This is a genomic window from Streptococcus chenjunshii (assembly GCF_003086355.1).
Classification (GTDB): domain Bacteria; phylum Bacillota; class Bacilli; order Lactobacillales; family Streptococcaceae; genus Streptococcus; species Streptococcus chenjunshii.
Genome location: NZ_CP031733.1, coordinates 653,824 through 671,825, shown reverse-complemented (window position 1 = coordinate 671,825; position 18,002 = coordinate 653,824). Strand labels below are relative to the sequence as shown.

13 protein-coding genes are annotated in these 18,002 nt (G+C 41.9%); 1 reads left to right on the top strand and 12 read right to left on the bottom strand.

Annotation, left to right across the window (positions count from 1 at the left end; all coding sequences use genetic code 11):
* Positions 1-225 precede the first annotated feature (225 nt).
* From DDV21_RS03420 to DDV21_RS03385, 8 genes are all read right to left on the bottom strand, one after another.
* A complete protein-coding gene (locus tag DDV21_RS03420; RefSeq protein WP_116877890.1) occupies positions 226-786 on the bottom strand; it encodes an aminodeoxychorismate/anthranilate synthase component II in 561 nt (186 codons plus the stop codon).
* Positions 783-2,138: an anthranilate synthase component I gene (gene trpE, locus DDV21_RS03415; RefSeq protein WP_116877891.1), complete on the bottom strand. Its 1,356-nt coding sequence runs from the start codon at positions 2,136-2,138 to the stop codon at positions 783-785. The genes DDV21_RS03420 and trpE overlap by 4 nt, the downstream gene beginning before the upstream one ends.
* 743 nt (positions 2,139-2,881) lie before the next feature.
* Positions 2,882-4,045: a permease gene (locus DDV21_RS03410; RefSeq protein ID WP_116877892.1), complete on the bottom strand. Its 1,164-nt coding sequence runs from the start codon at positions 4,043-4,045 to the stop codon at positions 2,882-2,884.
* A 325-nt stretch (positions 4,046-4,370) separates the two neighbouring features.
* On the bottom strand, positions 4,371-4,967 hold the full coding sequence (locus DDV21_RS03405; RefSeq protein ID WP_116877893.1) for a response regulator transcription factor: 597 nt from the start codon (positions 4,965-4,967) through the stop codon (positions 4,371-4,373).
* A 33-nt stretch (positions 4,968-5,000) separates the two neighbouring features.
* Positions 5,001-5,600, bottom strand: a complete 600-nt coding sequence (locus DDV21_RS03400) for a hypothetical protein (RefSeq protein WP_116877894.1) — start codon at positions 5,598-5,600, stop codon at positions 5,001-5,003.
* A gap of 111 nt (positions 5,601-5,711) precedes the next feature.
* Positions 5,712-6,818 (bottom strand): sensor histidine kinase, encoded by a 1,107-nt coding sequence (locus DDV21_RS03395; protein WP_116877895.1) that lies wholly within the window; start codon positions 6,816-6,818, stop codon positions 5,712-5,714.
* The gene (locus DDV21_RS03390; protein WP_116877896.1) at positions 6,818-7,564 is read right to left on the bottom strand and encodes an ABC transporter permease; all 747 of its coding nucleotides are present in this window, start codon (positions 7,562-7,564) and stop codon (positions 6,818-6,820) included. The genes DDV21_RS03395 and DDV21_RS03390 overlap by 1 nt, the downstream gene beginning before the upstream one ends.
* 345 nt (positions 7,565-7,909) lie before the next feature.
* Complete coding sequence (locus DDV21_RS03385; protein WP_116877897.1) at positions 7,910-8,800, bottom strand: ABC transporter ATP-binding protein; 891 nt, start codon at positions 8,798-8,800, stop codon at positions 7,910-7,912.
* Positions 8,801-9,350: 550 nt separating this feature from the next.
* On the opposite strand from DDV21_RS03385, the gene DDV21_RS03380 reads away from it, so the two are divergent.
* Positions 9,351-12,287, top strand: coding sequence for a pneumococcal-type histidine triad protein (locus DDV21_RS03380; protein ID WP_116877898.1), 2,937 nt, complete (start codon positions 9,351-9,353; stop codon positions 12,285-12,287).
* 118 nt (positions 12,288-12,405) lie between these two features.
* On the opposite strand, the gene DDV21_RS03375 is transcribed toward DDV21_RS03380, so the two are convergent.
* The 4 genes from DDV21_RS03375 to rlmN all read right to left on the bottom strand — a co-directional run bounded on the left by DDV21_RS03375 (position 12,406) and on the right by rlmN (position 18,000).
* A complete protein-coding gene (locus tag DDV21_RS03375) occupies positions 12,406-14,154 on the bottom strand; it encodes an ABC transporter ATP-binding protein (RefSeq protein WP_116877899.1) in 1,749 nt (582 codons plus the stop codon).
* Positions 14,147-15,892, bottom strand: coding sequence for an ABC transporter ATP-binding protein (locus DDV21_RS03370; protein ID WP_116877900.1), 1,746 nt, complete (start codon positions 15,890-15,892; stop codon positions 14,147-14,149). The genes DDV21_RS03375 and DDV21_RS03370 overlap by 8 nt, the downstream gene beginning before the upstream one ends.
* Before the next feature lie 511 nt (positions 15,893-16,403).
* The gene (locus DDV21_RS03365) at positions 16,404-16,916 is read right to left on the bottom strand and encodes a VanZ family protein (protein WP_116877901.1); all 513 of its coding nucleotides are present in this window, start codon (positions 16,914-16,916) and stop codon (positions 16,404-16,406) included.
* Between the two features lie 4 nt (positions 16,917-16,920).
* Positions 16,921-18,000, bottom strand: coding sequence for a dual-specificity RNA methyltransferase RlmN (gene rlmN / locus DDV21_RS03360; protein WP_116877902.1), 1,080 nt, complete (start codon positions 17,998-18,000; stop codon positions 16,921-16,923).
* Between the last annotated feature and the right edge of the window lie 2 nt (positions 18,001-18,002).

Below are 18,002 nucleotides of genomic sequence, written 5' to 3'. Positions count from 1 at the left end.
TTTGCAAAGAGCTTAGGCCGTGTTCAGTTCCATCAAGATACAAAGGCCGTTTAAAAATCCGTATGAAAATAGGGACTGACAAGTGATGCTTGCATCACGATGGCAGGCAGCTTTTTCACTAGGATTTTAGGGCGTATCCCGTTCAATTAGCCATCTGTACATCTATACTCTGCAGCGCAGTTTTTTGTTTTTCCTTTAGTTAATAGTCTAAAAATTCAGTTGCCCTTATATCAGTTTTACAAAATTTTCAATCATTTTTAAACCAGCGGGTGTCCCAATACTTTCCGGGTGAAACTGCAAGCCATAAATGGGCAGTTTTCTGTGCTGAACCGCCATCACTTCTCGGTCATCCTCACTGTAGGCAGTCACTGTAAAGTCTGCCGGAATGTAGTCTGCCGCAATAGAATGATACCGCATAACAGTCACCGGTTCACTGATATCTGAAAAAATCGGTTCCTTTTTTTCAATACGAAGCGAACTTTGTTTGCCGTGCATAACCTGTTCTGCTAAACGCAGTCTGCCGCCAAAACTCTCAATAATGGCCTGGTGTCCCAAGCATATACCCAGCAGCGGTTTTTGTCCGGCAAAATCCTTGATCAAATCTTCTGTTTTCCCTGCATCGCAGGGCCAGCCAGGGCCTGGCGAAATAATTAGGGCGTCTGCTTCCTGCGCCGCATCATACAACTCTTCAGCATCATTGCGCAAGACCTTAACAGCGGTCAGATTGCCGATATACTGAGCTAGGTTGTAAGTAAAGGAATCGTAATTATCGATCAGTAAAATCATTGCTCATCTCCCAGTTTTGTCATCGCCTTGGCTTTGTTTAAGGTTTCGTAAAATTCTTTTTCAGGAATGCTGTCATAGACAATGCCCGCTCCCGCCTGCACATAGGCCTTATAATCTTTGATAATCATGGTGCGGATAGCAATCGCAAAATCCATATCGCCACTGGCTGATAAATAGCCAATTGCGCCAGCATAGACACCGCGCTTCTCCTTTTCCAGTTCATAAATCCGCTGCATGGCACGAATTTTAGGTGCTCCTGATACAGTACCAGCCGGTAAGGTTGATTTGAGGGCATCAATGGCTGTCAGTTCAGAAAGAAGCCTGCCTTTGACGACACTGGTCAAGTGCATAACATACCGGAAATATTCAACATCCATATATTTACTGAGGCGGACAGAACCAATGTGAGAGATTCGCCCCAAATCATTGCGGCCAAGATCTACCAGCATACGATGCTCCGCTGTTTCCTTAACATCAGCCAGCAAATCTTCACTCAGTTTCCGGTCTTCTTCGTCATCTTGACCGCGAGGCCTTGTCCCGGCAATTGGATTGGTTGTTACAAGACCATCTTTAACTGAAACTAGACTTTCTGGACTGGCACCAATAATCTGATAAGAGCCAAAATCATAAAAATAAAGATAGTTGGAGGGATTGGTCACCCGTAAATTTCTGTAATAGTCTAACGGATCGCCATGAAAAGCGCTGGAAAAGCGCTGACTTAGCACGCATTGAAACATATCCCCTTGACGGATTAGTTCTTTGGCTTTTTCTACCATATGCTCAAACGTTTTTTTCTCAAGATGAGCTTTAAACTGCAGTTTATGCAGCTCTTGCGGTGAAAATTCATTGACTGCCTGTTTTTGCAAATCCGAAATTGTTTTTCCTAAAGCTTGACGCATACTGTCATGGCTGCGCTTAGAATAAATATTGTCCTCCACCACATGAATCACTTCTTTTTTATGATCGAAAACCAAGTACGATTCATAAACAAAGAAATGCATATCAGGAGTATTGATATGGTCTTTGGGCACGACACCGATATCCTCATAAAGTGAAATCATGTCATAGCCTACAAAGCCGACAGCTCCCCCCGTGAAAGGCAAGTTAGCAGGTGTTTCTCGAATGCTGAGCTGACTCAAGAAATCAAATGGATCTTGATCTATAACACGGTCATCCAAATAAAGTTTTCCACCCTCATATCTGACCTCATATACTGGATTGTAAGCCACGATAGAAAAGCGGGCGTTTGCTTTCTCTCGGGGGATGCTCTCGAGAATAACTTTATGTTCTCCTTTCAGACGCATATAAGCTAAAATGGGAGTGAGAACATCCGCATTTAAAATCTTCTGCATAGAAACCTCTTTTTCATCACTGTGCTGTCTCATATCGGATACTTGCTGCATTACTGCAGCAAATAAAATCTGAAATAAGACAGGTGCTGCTAAAATTCTAACATCTGCTCACACTAATTTTGGTGCAAGCCTTGAGCGGCCTTTAAATAAATGGAAGATAGAAGCCTTGTCAGAGGCTGGGACAAAATCCTGCCTCATTTCACTTTTTTAGACATAAGCGTTTTGATCGGAAATTCTTATCTCTTATCACGCAAGGGACAGCGACCTTCCTAATCAACTGTGCGAAGGCGGGACAAGAAAATCGAAATCATCATCTTATAACGATTTACCGGTTTTTGTCCCACCCTCTTTCTTGTTTTTTTCTTTGAGAAAAACCGGCTTTAAGCCATAATAAAACAAAAACCCTCACACAGAAAAAAATCTGTGTGAGGGCGTCTTCCAGTCAGTCCAACGCGGTACCACCTCAATTTACGAAATGACAAAACTTTCGCAATCTCAATCTCCTCCATCAAGGAGCTGCACGGTAAGGAGTGCCTGCCTGAAGAACATATATTATCTTCAACTTATGCCATCAGCCCAATTTCATAAAGATCCGCTGCCCGTTCACAGCATCCACGGACTTCCTGAAAACATTTCTTTACTACTTTTCTGATTGCTAATTATTATACACTTATTTTCAGAAATGTCAACTGTTTTTTGCAAATATTCTAAAAATTACAAAAGATTCCTTCTTGAACTGCTGATTACTCTGCTGTCAGTTTCAGCTGCAGTTTCTGCCGCTCAGGGAGAATGAGTTTTTCCAGATGGCTAAACAGCAGGAGAAGCCAGTTAAAAGCCAGTAAAAAAGCGGACATTTCAAAAGCAGTTAAGGACAGGTAGCCTATAAACTGAAAAGCGATTTCTAAAGCCACTAAGACAGCACCAATAAGATAGGAAGTGGTGATAAAATCTTTGGTGACCTGCGGTACCAGCCAAGGGACACTGACAATTAAAAGAATGACAATATAAATTAAGTAGCCGGCAAACTGTGTATGCAGATGATGCCACTCCCCGTCATTAGGAAAGTAGCCAACAGCTCCTAAATCAAGAGCCAAAAAGGTCAGCAAAAGTCTCAGCACAGTCATTTTCCAGTCTTTCCCATAATGATGGCCTAGGGCAACAAAAAGGTAATCCACCAAAGACACTAAAACAAGAGCAGACAGTATCAAAGTCATATTGAACTGCCAGCCGTTTTCTGCGGCTTTAGTCCCCAAAAAACTCAAATTAATCTGCCACCACTGTCTGGAACTGTTCGTCGCCATAGACAGCAAAACACCAGTCATCATAATGACCGTGAATACCGTAGTCAGCCAAGTTGCTCTGATTTGCTCAGCCAGCTGTGACCAGAGAAGCGTAACCGTATAAATCATAATCCCCACAAGCAGGGCTGATGTCAGCTGATCAAACGAAACTCCCTTAAAAAGCTGTCCCAGCAGCCAGGCAAACCCCAATAAAACCACAAACAAAATTGTCGTGAAGGCAAGGACAACAACCGGCAGCATCCGCCAAAAAATACGGTTTTTCAAACCCGCTAAGAATGCCCGACGATTAAAAATAAAATTAATTGTAAAAAAACCAGTTGCTAAAAAACCGCCGCCCACAAGCAAGAAACCCGAAATCGAAAAGTCGCCGCTCAAAGGCACCTGCTTAACTTTCAGCAGAACAGTCAGCGCTAAAAAGATAAGGACAGCTCCCAGACTAAAAACCGCCAAAACCCAATTAGGCAGCATTGAACGCTGTTTTGCAGTTCGTTTTTTGATAAACAGTCCGTCTGTATTCCATTCTGCTTCTATTTTATCAGCCAGTTCCAGCTTTCTGACGATTTCCGGTGTTAACTCCAGTTTATAATGAATTGTCTTTTTCTCCATAGTTTTTATTATAATACCTCTGAAAAGATATGTAAATCCGCCAACTGTACGGAGAGACTGTAAAATTTCAAACCTTTGGCATTAAAGCCGCAACTGCAAATCTGCAGGCATTAAAAAATCTAAAACAAAAGTGTCCCAGTTTAATTTGCTTTATTGAAGCAGATTTTATGGTGAGATCCCCTTAGTCAGAATGCGTCTTAATTTTCACGCCTGCCTGACCAACTGTGAGGAAATGCGAATAACATCATTCGGAGGATAGTCCTACTCTAATCCAGCCATTGAAATGCAGAGAGGACACTTATGGTCTGGGAGTTCTGCTCTTAATCTATATCCATTCCTTTTCTTGAGCCATTTTAACAGCTTCAACCCGGTTGCTGACACCTAGTTTATTAAAAATAGCCGAGGTGTAGTTGCGGATCGTCCCGTCTGAAAGGTAGAGCAATTGGGAAATTTCCTTGCTGGTTTTACCCTTGGCAATCAGACTCAGAATTTTTTGTTCCTGAGCACTGAGCGGATTGTTGGCTGAAATAATATTCTCTATCAGCTCAGGGGAATATTCCTTATGTCCTTCTAAAACAGTATGAATGGTTTTCATTAGCTGAGAAATGGATCGGTCTTTGAGGACATAGGCATCGACACCTGCTTTGATGGCTCGCTGAAAATAACCAATCCGCTTAAAGGTTGTGACAATAATAATTTTAGTATTACTGTTGGCACGCGCCCATTCTAAGACATCTAAACCGCTTTTCCGGGGCATCTCTATATCTAAAATTGCTGCATCTACAGTTTCTCTTTCCAAAACAGCTATCGCTTCTAATCCATCTGCCGCCTGAAAGACACAGTCAACATCTTCTTCCATAAGAAGCAGCTGACATAAAGCATCACGCAGCATGAACTGATCCTCAGCAACTAATAATTTCATCTCAGCTTCTCCCTCATCTTAAATCATTTTCCTCTATTTATAAGGAACACCAAATTTTTCTGCTGTTTTTCTGTAAACAGATAACAGATAAAAACCATAAACCAATGTGGCACCCGCTCCGCCGATACCAGAAACAGACCATAGCACATACCAGTGCATATCGGATACAATACCCAGATATATAGCTAACAAAGCTGATAAAATTGGGAATGGGGCCACAAAATAATCAATCACTCTGTTCATAATTTTTGCCTGCGGAATAAAATGCAAACCAATTATCAAGGTTACTGCCGGAAAAATAAATGGCCTCAAATCAAGAAATGCTAATACCAGTACACATAGCCACACACCTGTATAAGTCACAGCACTTAAGAGTCCCATCTGCTTTTTAATCCTCTGGCCTTCCAGACTTTCATAAACTTCAAAACGATTTGCGTGCTTCATATTTTTTAAACTAATGCAAGCAATATAAACACTGCAGACAGCCACTAAGCCAAACATAAACCATCCGATCAGCCCCCAAGCGAAACCAAAAAATAGGGAATAAAGCAGTGTAAAAAAAGCCATTGCAAAACCATAAGGTGCGATACTTTGTGCCGCTTCTCCATAAGCCTTTTGCTGCTCACTTTTCATAACATTCCTCTCTCTAAACCGTTTTTAAACCAAAATACCTTATGCCAACGTCAAAACGAGAACGTCAGACAAGATATGCAGCCATTAGATAAACTGCTGCCCTGTACCTGTTTACAGCTTCGTGTTTGACTCTTCAAAGCTGACTCTGATAACGGTCGGATTTTGACTTGAAACAATCTTTGCTTCACCTTTTACAAACTGCAGACGCTCCCTAATGGAACGAAGTTCCTGTCCCGTTAAACGGTCAAAACCGCAGCCATCATCACTGACTTCAACCACAATAGCGTCCTGATGTTTTCTGAGTTTAATCTGGCAGTGCCGGGCTCTCTCAGCATGTTTGATAACATTAGTTGTCAGTTCGCGCAAAATCATTGTAATGCTGGACTGGATAATGGGAGTCAGTGTTTGCAGATTCAGCCTCTGGTCTATTGTCAAATCAATATCTGAAAAACTAAACATTTCAGTAATAACACTCAGCTCTTCTTCTACTGTACGGTATTTTAGATTGTCTACCAGACTGCGGACCTCTTTCATTGAATCTTTACTGATTTGATGAAGTTCAGTCAGCTCCTTGCGGACTGCTTCCAGCTTAGTCTGTTCTAATTGTCTCAGCGCCAGCTCTGTCTTGAGTGTCATCATGGCAAAGGTATGTCCCAGTGTATCATGCAAATCACGTCCAATGCGGCTGCGTTCGTTTTCGGCAGTCAACAGATTAATATACTGATTTTGTCTGTAAACTTCGGTTTGAAGATCGCTTTCAAAGCGGATACGATTCTGGGAATAGTGCAAAATAAGGATAAAAGCTGGAATCACTATAATCACAATCCGGCCGATAGAGTTTGAAACTTGAAGGAAACAATAGAGACTGACTCCAAAAATTTCAAACAGAAAGGTCATACTCCGGTAACTTTTAATGCTGTCACGAAAACGCCAAATTAAAAGATTGCTTTGAAAAAAGAAATACCACATCATTGATGGTTCAACTAAAAAACAGGTCATTAAGGCAATATAAGCCATAGTACAAAACCAAAGAGCCGCAATTGTCTTTCGATAGACATCCTTGATATGGATCAATGCGATATAAGAAAGAGCAAAAACAAAGGTAAAAGGCACCGTCCACAAGGGGTAGTTAAACCAGAAAACACCGCCAAGCGGATAAACAAGAAATATAAGGGCAGCATAAAAAAGAATATCATTTTTTCGATAACCATGAAACATCAATTCACCTCACGAAGCTTTCCGATTGCTAGAGCAAGCAGAAAGACTGCTGCCGCATAAACCAGCAGTATCAGCTGAGACTGAAAAGAAAAACGGCCGTCAAAATAAGAAATCAGAAGATTGTTGAGATGGTATGTCGGAGTCACTTTAGCCAGTTTTTGCATCAAATCCGGAAAAGTCGAAATCGGCATCCAAAGACCGCCAAGTACTGCTAACCCCAGATAAAAAATATTAGCAACAAAGGCCAGAGTCTGAGCCGATGAGATCTGTACAAAAAGAGCACCGAAAGGCATAAAACAAACTGCCCCCATAAACAGCAGCCCAGCCGAAGCCAGCCAGTCTGTCACAGACATGCTGACACCCTTGGCAAAATGACCGACTGCAAAAACGACCACAATAGCTAAAACAAAATGGACTAGTACTGCTAAAATTTTACTGAGATAATATTGCCACATAGGAACCGGGCTGTGCTGAATATTTTTGAAACGGTGGCCTGCCTTGTCTTCCTGAAAGGCAAAAGGCAGGGAATAAAAAGCAAAGCTCAGGCTTGAAAAAGCGGCCATTTGCAGCATATAGCGCTGAGTCGATAAAGCGGCCATTTCCTTAGACATACTGTCATCACTTCCCCAGATAGTGCTAAAGAGCAAAAAGAAAGCAACAGGCATGCCGATTCCCGCGAACAGATTAGATAAAGAACGTTTATTAATCAGATATTCCTGATACAAAATGGCTTTAAATGTGTTCATATCACTTCTCCCATCAAGATACAAAGGCCGTCAAAAGAGCAAAGCAAAAATAGGAGACTGACCGATGAGTCACTAATGACTCAAGGGAGGGCTATCTTTTTTGCACAGCTCTTAGGCCGTGTTCAGTTCCATCAAGATACAAAGGCCGTCAAAAGAGCAAAGCAAAAATAGGAGACTGACCGATGAGTCGCTAATGACTCAAGGGAAGGCTATCTTTTTTGCACAGCTCTTAGGCCGTGTTCAGTTCCATCAAGATACAAAGGCCGTCAAAAGAGCAAAGCAAAATTTACTAGATAGTCCTGCACTCCAGAAAGAACTTTTAGACACAAACCCTAGATTTTAAGATTAGACCGACTCTCTTTCCTTTATTTCATTCTCAAAAATACTGTCAAGCAAGGTACGATTTGTCATTTCAATATCATCGATTAAGCAGCCTGCCTGCTGCAAGTGATTCCAGATCATTTGAGGCTGTTTAGTTGTAAAAGAAATAACCCCTGTTTTTTCTGTCAAATTCCAAACAGCTTGATCTTCAACAAAAGGACGGTAAGCGGCAGGTAAGGTAAAGACTTTTTCTTTTTCTTCCGTTCGCATCAAATGGGGCGTTGTGTCACGCAGCAACTTTCCTTCATGCAGTACTAAAATACGGTCTGCCGTATGCTCCACTTCTTCGATATAATGGCTGGAATAAATAATTGTTTTGCCGGCCTTTTTTAAGTCGTCTACAATAACCCAAAACCGCTGTCGAGTGTTCGTATCCATACCGGCTGTCGGTTCATCCAAAAAAATAATATCAGGCTGGCCCACAAGTACCTGTACAAAAGCCAGTAAGCGCCGCTGTCCGCCCGAAAGTTTATCAGCGAACTGGTTTTTCTGCTGGTCCGTGAAGTCCAGCAAATCAGAAATAATCGTATCGGACAGGGGGTCGCTGTAAATTGTTTTTTGGAAATTCAACAATTCAGACACCTTCAGTTTTTGTTCCGTCAGATTATCCTGAAATAAAACGGCTACTTTTTCCTTTAGCTTCTGTGCTTGAGCAGACTGTCCTAATATGGAAATACGGCCTTCAGTCGGAAGGTAATCCCCTAAAAGACAGGTCAGCAGAACAGTCTTTCCGGAGCCGTTCGGACCGATAAGCGCTAAACATTCTCCCTGCTGAACCGTAAACGAAATATCCTTGAGCACCTTTTTGTTTTTAAAATTTTTAAACAGATGTGATACCTTAATAACCGGATTCATATAATTCCTCCTTCAAGACAGAAAGGCCATATCAAAACAAAGTAACAAATCGGATTTCTGCAGCAGCTTTCATTCAGTTCTTGCTCTGCTTTAATGTTATTGTATCCTAATTCTGATAGAAGCGTTAGCCCTTAATGTCATTGCAACAGATGACATTTGTCATTTTTTGTAAATGAGGCAGGGAAATGCCTGCTTTTTGCTGATGAAAACTGATTTTCTTAATAATTTGTTATTTGAAATACTGCAGCAAGCTATAATCAATTAAGGTATAAATTCTCTATGAAATAGGCTATTTTTTATTTTAGTGTATCAATTTTCCTTGCTTCTATCAAATCCAGTTTTGAAAAAGCAGTCAATCTCTAACCAACTGTTTCTATTCTATGATTAAAAAAATAATGTCAAGCGTTTTAGAAAAAAATCGGCAATTAAAAAGCCACACTGTGTTCTCCTCTTGTTCTTCTTTTTATATTAATTGCTTGTCATTGAAATAATTTTGTGATATACTTAACCGGTTAATGATTAACCGGTTAAGTATTTGAGGAGGTTTTTTATGGAAAGGTCAAAAAAACGCTTAGCACTGGTCAGCTTATTTTTAACGGCCCATTTGATTTTAGGAGCTTGCCAGACAAATCATGAATCCAAACAGGAGCCCTTGTCCCAAGACAAAGCAGCTAAACAGAAGCTGAAGCAAGCTGAAGAGATTACAGTGGTTGCCGAAATTCAGGAAGACGGCTATGTAATGGTTCATGGAAACCATTATCATGTGGAGAAAAAAGCTATCCCTTATAATGCCAAGTTTCTTTCGAAAACATTAGCACCATCCGATTACCAATTGGAAAAAAAGGACATTGTCACTAAACTGGAAAAAGGCTATATTGTCAAAATTGATGAGGACTTTTACTATTATCCTACTGATAAAAAGCATAAAGCAAATGTGATCAGTATTAAAGAAGCTCGAAAACTGACTAAGTATCTCAAGATTGAAGAGCATCACGTCAAAAAAAATAAGAAAAACAAGAAGCGAAAAAATAAGAAAAAAAGGCAAATTGAGGGGATTGACAAGCCGACGAACGATGGTTTTCTTTTGACAGACGAGAGTCAAATTACAGCTAAAACAGACTCTGGAATAATAGTTGAGCATAACGGGCACAGCCACTTTTTCTTCTACTCAGATTTGGTGGGCAGCAAATGGGCTTATTTAATCCCCAAAAATTACAAACAAGCAACAAGCCACGAGGCTGCAAGCCGGACTTCTTCTTTTCAGAACGGAGCTCATGATCATTATGTCTTTAGCCCCAGCGATATTGTTGTTGAAGACGCCAATGGCTATATCGTAAGGCATGAAGACCACTACCACTATATCCTAAAAAGCAGCCTGACGGGTTATTTTCAGGCTAGACCAGCACCGCATCAAACATTGAGACAGACTGTGGCACCCATCCTGTCTCCTCCGCAAGGAAGGCAGACTGACTACTTATTTCCTTTAACCAATCCACTGGTATCCGATGGTTCAATTGGACAGCCAATACCACCTCTTCCCTCTCAACCTATGGGAGGGCGGTCAGGCATCGATTACCCAACAAGTGATGGTTTTATATTTGATGGAAACGGCATTGTCGGGCGAACAGAGATAGGACTGCTGGTTGAGCATCAAGGTCATATTCACATTGTTACCTATGGCAGTCTTAAAGGAACGAAATGGGAAGGCCTAATTGAGAAAAGTCCTAAACCAAATCAGCCAAGCAGCGAGTCCAAAAAGCCAGAACTCCCGCCTCAGACGAAACCTAATCAAGAATCGGATTTGGAAGCGAAGCGGGCTTATCTGGCAAAAAGTCTTAATCTGCCATTATCAAGCATTCGTGTAGCAGATAGGGATAATGGAAAAGTCTTTATTTATCCTCATGGCGACCATGAACACGCCATTGCTGTGGATAAAATTTCACTTAATGCGCCTATCGAAGTTCCTCATGCTCAGGATAATCCGCATGCTCACCAAACGATTGGTATGGCGACGCTGAAAACCTTAGGCTTTGATGATGATATTATTGAGGATATCTTACACGCTCAAGCAGACACAGACTTCCCCGGACAAGAGACCGATCCTGACAAAATGAAAGAATGGTTAAAAACTGTCAAGTCACTTAATATTGGTGAGCGGCCAAATCCTCTTGAACGAAAAGGCCTAGATTTGATGCCTAATATTGAGATCTTAGGCATTGGTTTTACCCCTATTAAAGACATTTATCCGCTCTATCAGTTTAAGAAGCTGAAGCACTTGTGGTTGACAAAAACCGGTATCAGCAATTATGATTTTTTGAAAAATATACCGACTTTAGAGGGAATAGATATTTCACAAAATAATGTCTCAGACCTCTCATTCTTAAGAAATTACCCGCAGTTAAAATCGGTATCAGCAGCCGGCAATCATATAAGCGACATCAGTGTTTTGGCAAGCCTGAATCACTTAGAATCGCTCAATCTTGACTATAATCATATCACTGATCTTAGCGCTTTAAGAGGACTATCCAAACTTCAGGCCGTCAGTTTAGAGCACAATCAAATCACCAATTTATCCCCTCTCAGTGGTAAGAAAGATTTAAAACGCCTCTTTGTGTCGCACAACCCTGAAATCAACCTTAATACATTAAAAGCCCAGTCACTGGAAGAATTAACAGTCAATCATAACGAATTGGCGGATTTGACTTTTATCAAACAGCTTCCTTCTCTAAAAAATTTGAACGCGGAACATAATAAACTTCGTTCACTGGCAGGATTGGAAGAGGCTCTTTCTTTGAAAAATTTATCAGTTGCCAATAACCAAATCAGTGATTTGGGATTATTGGGAGAGCAAACCAGTCTGACTACTCTGAATCTTACTCACAATCAATTGCAAAATCTGGAAGGAATCAATCGCTTTAGGATTTTAGATGATATTGATGCTTCTCACAATCTCCTCAGTACATTAGTACTCAGTCAGACCAACCGCTCTATTCGTTACTTAAATGTCAGTCATAACCGTATCCCACAAGAAGAATTGGATTTGAATGAGCACAATATACCAAAAGTGATTGCTGATTACTTTAAGTCAGCAGAGGGCGGCGATATCAGCGGAAATGCAGCAGCTCCTTCAACGGCTGAGGCAGGGGAACAGGCAGAGGCTTCTCCAAAAACAGCAAATGAGCTTGAAATCCTAGAAGATACTGAAGCCTCAGACACAAAGGACCTTCAAAACGTCTTAGAAACAGTTCAGGCAGAATCAGCCGACACCGCCTCACAGGCTGATGCAGCAAATCCGGTCCCCTATGAAGAACAAAACAGGGAAAAGACTGCGGCAACAGATGCCAAAGCGGAAGAAAATCCGGAAGCATCCCAGCCAAAACAGGAAGCAGAACCGGCCTCTTCTGATGAAAGGGAGGACAAAGATAGCAAGAAGCTTTCAGAAAAAACAACCGATAATGCAGCTGATGAAAAGGAACAGACTTCTTAATAAAAGCTCAAATGCTGACAGTTTTCGTTTGACACGCAATCAGCCACCTGTGCTTTCACAGGTGGCTGAACACTTTTTATGTAAGAAATAAAATCAATTAGACGTGCTAGAACGTTTTTTAGCTTGCTGAATCCAGCATACCGGCCTGCAGTTGATACATCTTTTGATAGGTCCCTTTTTGAGCTAGCAGTTCCTCATGAGTACCCGATTCGATAATCTGCCCTTTATCAAGAACGTAAATACAGTCCGCATCCTGAATAGTGGATAAACGGTGGGCAATCGCAATGGTCGTCCGTCCCTGCCGCATTTTTTCCAGTGAATTCTGGACAATCTGTTCTGTCTCCGAATCAATATTAGCGGTTGCCTCATCCATGATCAAAATCTTAGGCTGACTGGCCACTGTTCTTGCAAAGGCTAACAGCTGACGCTGACCGGTTGAAAAGCTGGAGCCGCGTTCACTGACCGGTGTATCATACTGCTGCGGCAATTTTTGAATAAATGGGGCAGCATCCACAAATTCCGCTGCAGCTTCCACCTCAGCATCAGAAATATCCTGATACATTTTGATGTTGGACTTAATGGTGCCGTGGTAAAGGAAGGGATCTTGAAGTACCAGCCCCACCTTGCTGCGCAGCTCTTTTTGGCTATATGTCCGAATGTCTCTGCCATCCAGCAGGACCTGTCCGGACTGAAATTCATAAAAGCGCATGAAGACATTGATAATAGAAGATTTCCCAGAACCTGTCGGTCCGACAAAAGCAATGGTCTGACCCTTTTGAACCTTGAAGGAAATATGATTCAAGGTCCGGTTTTTTCCGTCATAAGAAAAGCTGACATCTTTAAATTCAATGCTGCCTTCTGTTATCTCAGCCTGGCTGTCAGCTTGGAGCGGCTCATATCCGGCTTCATCAATCAGGTCAAAAACTCGGCCGGCAGAAACCATGGAAGTCTGCAAAGTCGAAAAGTTCTGTGTCACTTCAATCAGGGGATCAAATAAGCGGTTGACATATTGAATAAAAGCGTACATCAGCCCGGCTGTAATCCCTGCACCCATTCCCTGGAAACCGAAATAAGCCATTAAAACTGCATAAGCTAAAAGTTTTAAAAGCGACATAGCCGGACGTAAAAAGAGGCTGTCTAAGGCCATAGAACGGTTGGCATAGAGGACATGCTCCTTGTTTATAGCTTCAAATTCGTCCTTAAGACGGTCTTCTTGGCTAAAAGCCTGAATAATCTGAATCCCTTCAATACTTTCAGACAGTTTTGTATTAATATCGCTCAGTAAGCTGCGTGTTTTCTCAATCACTTTGACAGACTTTTTGCGGTAAAGATTAACTAAAAGAAAAATGAAGGGCAGAAAAAGGGCTACTAAGCCTGTCAGTTTGGCATCCAGCATCAGCATTGTATAAAGGGTAACCGTAAAAATAAAAATAGCTGAAATAAAGCTGGATAAGATACCGGAAAACATTTCACTGATACTTTCTGTATCATTAGTCAGACGTGACACAATTGACCCTGCCGGCGTCCGGTCAAAGTAGGACATGCCTAATTTTTCCATATTAGCAAAGGCATCGTAACGAATATCACGGACAATACTGTAAGACACACGCGCAAAAAAGAAATTCCCCAGATACTGAATGATGGTCTGCAGGACATACATAAGATAATAGCCGATCAACATCATAACCGCTGTTTGGTTGAAATCAGTCAAAAAGTGGTCAATAAAATAGGAGGCTAGCAGCGGGATCAAGCTGCGGACAACCGTCGTCAGCAAAAGCAGAGTCAGTGCGACTGCTGTCAGCAGTTTATAAGGTTTGAGGTAGGACATTAAGCGTTTAAATACGCGCCATTGATTGCTGTTATTCATACCGCTCTTCCTCCTCCTTTTCTAATTGCTGAGCTGCATAGGTGGCTGCGTACCAGCCGCCGGCCTGTATCAGTTCATCGTGACTGCCGCGCTCAATAACACGGCCATCCTGCATGACCAAAATCAAATCAGCATGAACAACCGCAGATAAGCGGTGGGCTGTAATAATCGTTGATTTATTCTGGCGTGTTTGTTTAAGATTTTCAATGATTGTGTGCTCCGTTTTAGCATCGACAGCGGAAAGAGAATCGTCTAAAATCAGAATCTCCGGATTTAAAATCATTGCCCGGCTCATAGCAATCCGCTGTTTCTGACCGCCTGACAGGGAAACACCCTTCTCACCGACAACTGTTGCAAAGCCTTCAGGCATAGCAATAATATCATCATACACTTGAGACAGACGTGTTGCTTCTTCAACTTCCTGAGAACTTAAGCGGGCATTTCCGAAACGAACATTTTCCAAAATAGAATCTGCAAACAGAAATTGATCCTGAGGGACATAGCCTATCAAACTGCGCAAATCGGCTAAACGGTATTGGCGAATATCTTGCCCATTAAGACTGATGCTGCCCTCCGTCACATCATACTCCCGCAGGAGCAGTTTAATCAGCGTTGTCTTCCCGGATCCGGTTTGTCCGACTAATCCTAACGTTTGACCTTTTTCCAAGGTGAAGTGAATATCAGATAAGGCTGGTTCGTTCTCATACTGAAAACTGTCAATAGCATAAACCAAAGGTCCGTTTTCAATATCAGACAGAGGCTGGTCGGGGTCTTTGATATCCGACTCCTGTTCGAGCAGAGCATTAATCCGCTCATACGAAACAGCACCGCGCTGTACCATATTGAAAAGAAAACCAATGGCCATTAAAGGCCAGACCAGCATATCAAGATAGGTTATAAAGGTGACCAAATTACCGACTGTAATCTGATTAGCTGAAACCAAAAAGGCGCCCATAAGCAGAGTTAAAACATAGGAACTTCCAATAAAGAGCAGCACCAGCGGGTCGAACATGACATCGTACTTCATAGTAACCATGTTTTTTTCAAAAGTCATTTCATTGGTTTTCTGAAAAGCAGCCAATTCTTGCTCCTGATAACCAAAAGATTTTGTCACTTTAATTCCTGAAACACTTTCCTGCACTTGATTATTAAGCTCGGAAAAAGCCGCTTGAGACTGTTTAAAGCTTTCATGGGTTTTACGACCTAAACGGCTGGTTGCAAATGCCATCAAAGGCAGCGGCAGCACGGCAATCAAAGTCATCTGCCAAGAAATGGTAAAAAACATAGTAATCAGAGTGACCAAAGCTGTAATAGAAGCATCGACAGCCGACATAACGCCTCCTCCGGCCAGACGCGTCAATGAATTAATATCATTAGTAGCGTGGGCCATCAGGTCACCGGTCCGATATTTTTGGTAAAAAGACGGGGACATTTTTGTAAAATGCTCAAACAGTCGATAACGAATAATCTGGCCCAAACGGTAGGATGTGCCTATAATATACATGCGCCAAAGATAGCGCAGCCAATACATAGACAGAGCAACCATAATCAGCCATAGAAGATTCCAAAGCAGCTCTGTATGGGTTAAGTCCTTTTGAGTAATCGCATCAATAACATTCCCCAATATTCTCGGAGGAATAAGATTGAGAACTGCAACTAAACTCAGCGCAGAAATCCCAAGCAAATAGCGCCGCTTTTCTAATCTAAAAAACCACCACAAATTTTTAACAATGGACATAAAACATCCTTCCACAAGATACAAAGGCCGTTAAAAACGCAAAAGGAAAATAGAAGGCTGGATGACGAGCCAGCAAGGCTCTAAGACAGACTATCTTTTTCCCGCAGCGTTTAGGCCGTGTTCAATTCCACAAGATACAAAGGCCGTTAAAAACGCAAAAGGAAAATAGGCGGTAAGCCAGAAATCTTTGATTTCGTAGGCGCACCCCTGCCAGGATGACTAGAAGGGTGCGGTCGGCTGTCAAGACGACAAAGCCTTCAGTCATCTACGGCTGGCTAAAACTTAAGTCAGCACTAGGTTTGCACATGTTTCTTTTTCCCGCAGCGTTTAGGCCGTGTTCAATTCCACAAGACACAAAGGCTGTAACAAAAGCAGCTGAAAAACTGAGTTGTCTACAGCGTTTTAGACAGCAGAGTTATCTGTTTTTATTTTTTGACTGTGCCTGTACTCGAAAACTGCCACCACCACGCGAAAATCTCCTCCATGATGAATACATCACAAAAGAGATTTCTTACTTTCTTTTATGCAAAAAATGCTTCTGCACATGCCGGTAAGCGATCCAAGCCAATACACCGCCCAGTGTGTTGGTCCATAAATCATCTAATTCAAAAACACGGTTGGCATCATAAAGCAAATCTGCGAGAATCTGGGTGCACTCGATCCCCAGACTGATTAAAAAGCTTGCTAACAATACATGTCTGCCTTTTCTTAAACGGGGAAAAAGGAATAAACAGATAAATACTAGGGGAAAGAGCAAAAAAATGTTAACGATATTTTGCCCTATAACCCAGACTGCAGCTTGCCAGTCAGGCAAATGAGTAAAATGAATGAGAGAATTAAAGGGTACCAGCAAAACAACTACTCGGCCAAAGCGCTGAATGCCAGGCGTTTCAAAAGTTGTCAGACCATGCTGAGGGGTAAAGCACATAAGAGCAAGAGCCAGCAGGTAAAGAGCTAAAAAACACCAGCCTGCCGTTCTGCCTAAAGAACTGGGCCTTCCCTTTTGGCTGAAAAAAGGTATCATTGATTTACGCTTTCTTTGCCAATTCTTCTTGGTCGCGCTTCATCGTATTGGAACGCAGCTGACCGCAGGCCGCATCAATATCGGCGCCGTGTTCTTGGCGCACAACACAGTTAACACCATTTTTCTTTAATACATCATAAAAAGCGGCTACTCGATCCTGAGGACTTCTGCTGTACTGATCATGTTCGGATACAGAGTTGTAAGGAATCAGATTGACATAGGAGAGCTTGCGGATTTTCTTTGTTAAGTCGGCTAATTCCTGTGCATTTTCCGGCCAGTCATTAACACGATTGAGCATAATATATTCAAATGTTACCCGGCGATTAGTCGTATCAATATAATACTCAATCGCTCCCAAAAGCTTTTCAAGAGGAAAAGAGCGATTAATTCTCATAATACTGGAGCGCAGTTCATTATTAGGTGCATGGAGAGATACAGCTAAATTAACTTGAACACCTTCATTGGCAAAATCTCGAATTTTATGAGCCAGACCCGAAGTCGAAACAGTAATATGACGCGCTCCAATGGCTAAACCGCGGTCATCGTTGATAATACGCAAAAAATTAAGAACATTATCATAATTATCAAATGGTTCACCGATTCCCATAACAACTACATGGCTGACTCGCTCATTTTGTTCTCTCTGGTCAAAATATTTTTGAACCAGCATAATTTGCGCAGTGATTTCACCGCTGGTAAGATCCCGCTGTTTTTTAATAAGACCGCTGGCACAAAAAGTACAGCCAATATTGCAGCCCACCTGTGTTGTCACACAGACAGATAAGCCGTAATGCTGACGCATCAGGACGGTTTCAATCAGCATCCCATCGGGCAGCTCGAACAGATATTTGACTGTGCCATCAGCAGATTCCTGCACAATACGCTGTTTCAAAGGGTTAATACAAAAATGTTCGGCCAATAAAGCTGTAAAAGCCTGCGGCAGATTAGACATGGCATCGAAGGACTGAACACGTTTACGGTAAAGCCAGTCCCAAATCTGTTCGGCCCGAAAAGGCTTTTCACCCTGTTCAGCGACCCATGCTGACAGTTCAGCACGCGTTAAGCCATAAATTGATGGTTTCATAA

What these genes read in the sequence shown, in the direction of transcription:
- trpE (WP_116877891.1), bottom strand. Translation starts at nt 2,138, where the DNA reads ATGCAGAAGATTTTAAATGCGGATGTTCTCACTCCCATTTTAGCTTAT.
- rlmN (WP_116877902.1), bottom strand. Translation starts at nt 18,000, where the DNA reads ATGAAACCATCAATTTATGGCTTAACGCGTGCTGAACTGTCAGCATGG.
- DDV21_RS03365 (WP_116877901.1), bottom strand. Translation starts at nt 16,916, where the DNA reads ATGATACCTTTTTTCAGCCAAAAGGGAAGGCCCAGTTCTTTAGGCAGA.
- DDV21_RS03370 (WP_116877900.1), bottom strand. Translation starts at nt 15,892, where the DNA reads ATGTCCATTGTTAAAAATTTGTGGTGGTTTTTTAGATTAGAAAAGCGG.
- DDV21_RS03390 (WP_116877896.1), bottom strand. Translation starts at nt 7,564, where the DNA reads ATGAACACATTTAAAGCCATTTTGTATCAGGAATATCTGATTAATAAA.
- DDV21_RS03405 (WP_116877893.1), bottom strand. Translation starts at nt 4,967, where the DNA reads ATGAAATTATTAGTTGCTGAGGATCAGTTCATGCTGCGTGATGCTTTA.
- DDV21_RS03420 (WP_116877890.1), bottom strand. Translation starts at nt 786, where the DNA reads ATGATTTTACTGATCGATAATTACGATTCCTTTACTTACAACCTAGCT.
- DDV21_RS03385 (WP_116877897.1), bottom strand. Translation starts at nt 8,800, where the DNA reads ATGAATCCGGTTATTAAGGTATCACATCTGTTTAAAAATTTTAAAAAC.
- DDV21_RS03410 (WP_116877892.1), bottom strand. Translation starts at nt 4,045, where the DNA reads ATGGAGAAAAAGACAATTCATTATAAACTGGAGTTAACACCGGAAATC.
- DDV21_RS03375 (WP_116877899.1), bottom strand. Translation starts at nt 14,154, where the DNA reads ATGAATAACAGCAATCAATGGCGCGTATTTAAACGCTTAATGTCCTAC.
- DDV21_RS03380 (WP_116877898.1), top strand. Translation starts at nt 9,351, where the DNA reads ATGGAAAGGTCAAAAAAACGCTTAGCACTGGTCAGCTTATTTTTAACG.
- DDV21_RS03400 (WP_116877894.1), bottom strand. Translation starts at nt 5,600, where the DNA reads ATGAAAAGTGAGCAGCAAAAGGCTTATGGAGAAGCGGCACAAAGTATC.
- DDV21_RS03395 (WP_116877895.1), bottom strand. Translation starts at nt 6,818, where the DNA reads ATGTTTCATGGTTATCGAAAAAATGATATTCTTTTTTATGCTGCCCTT.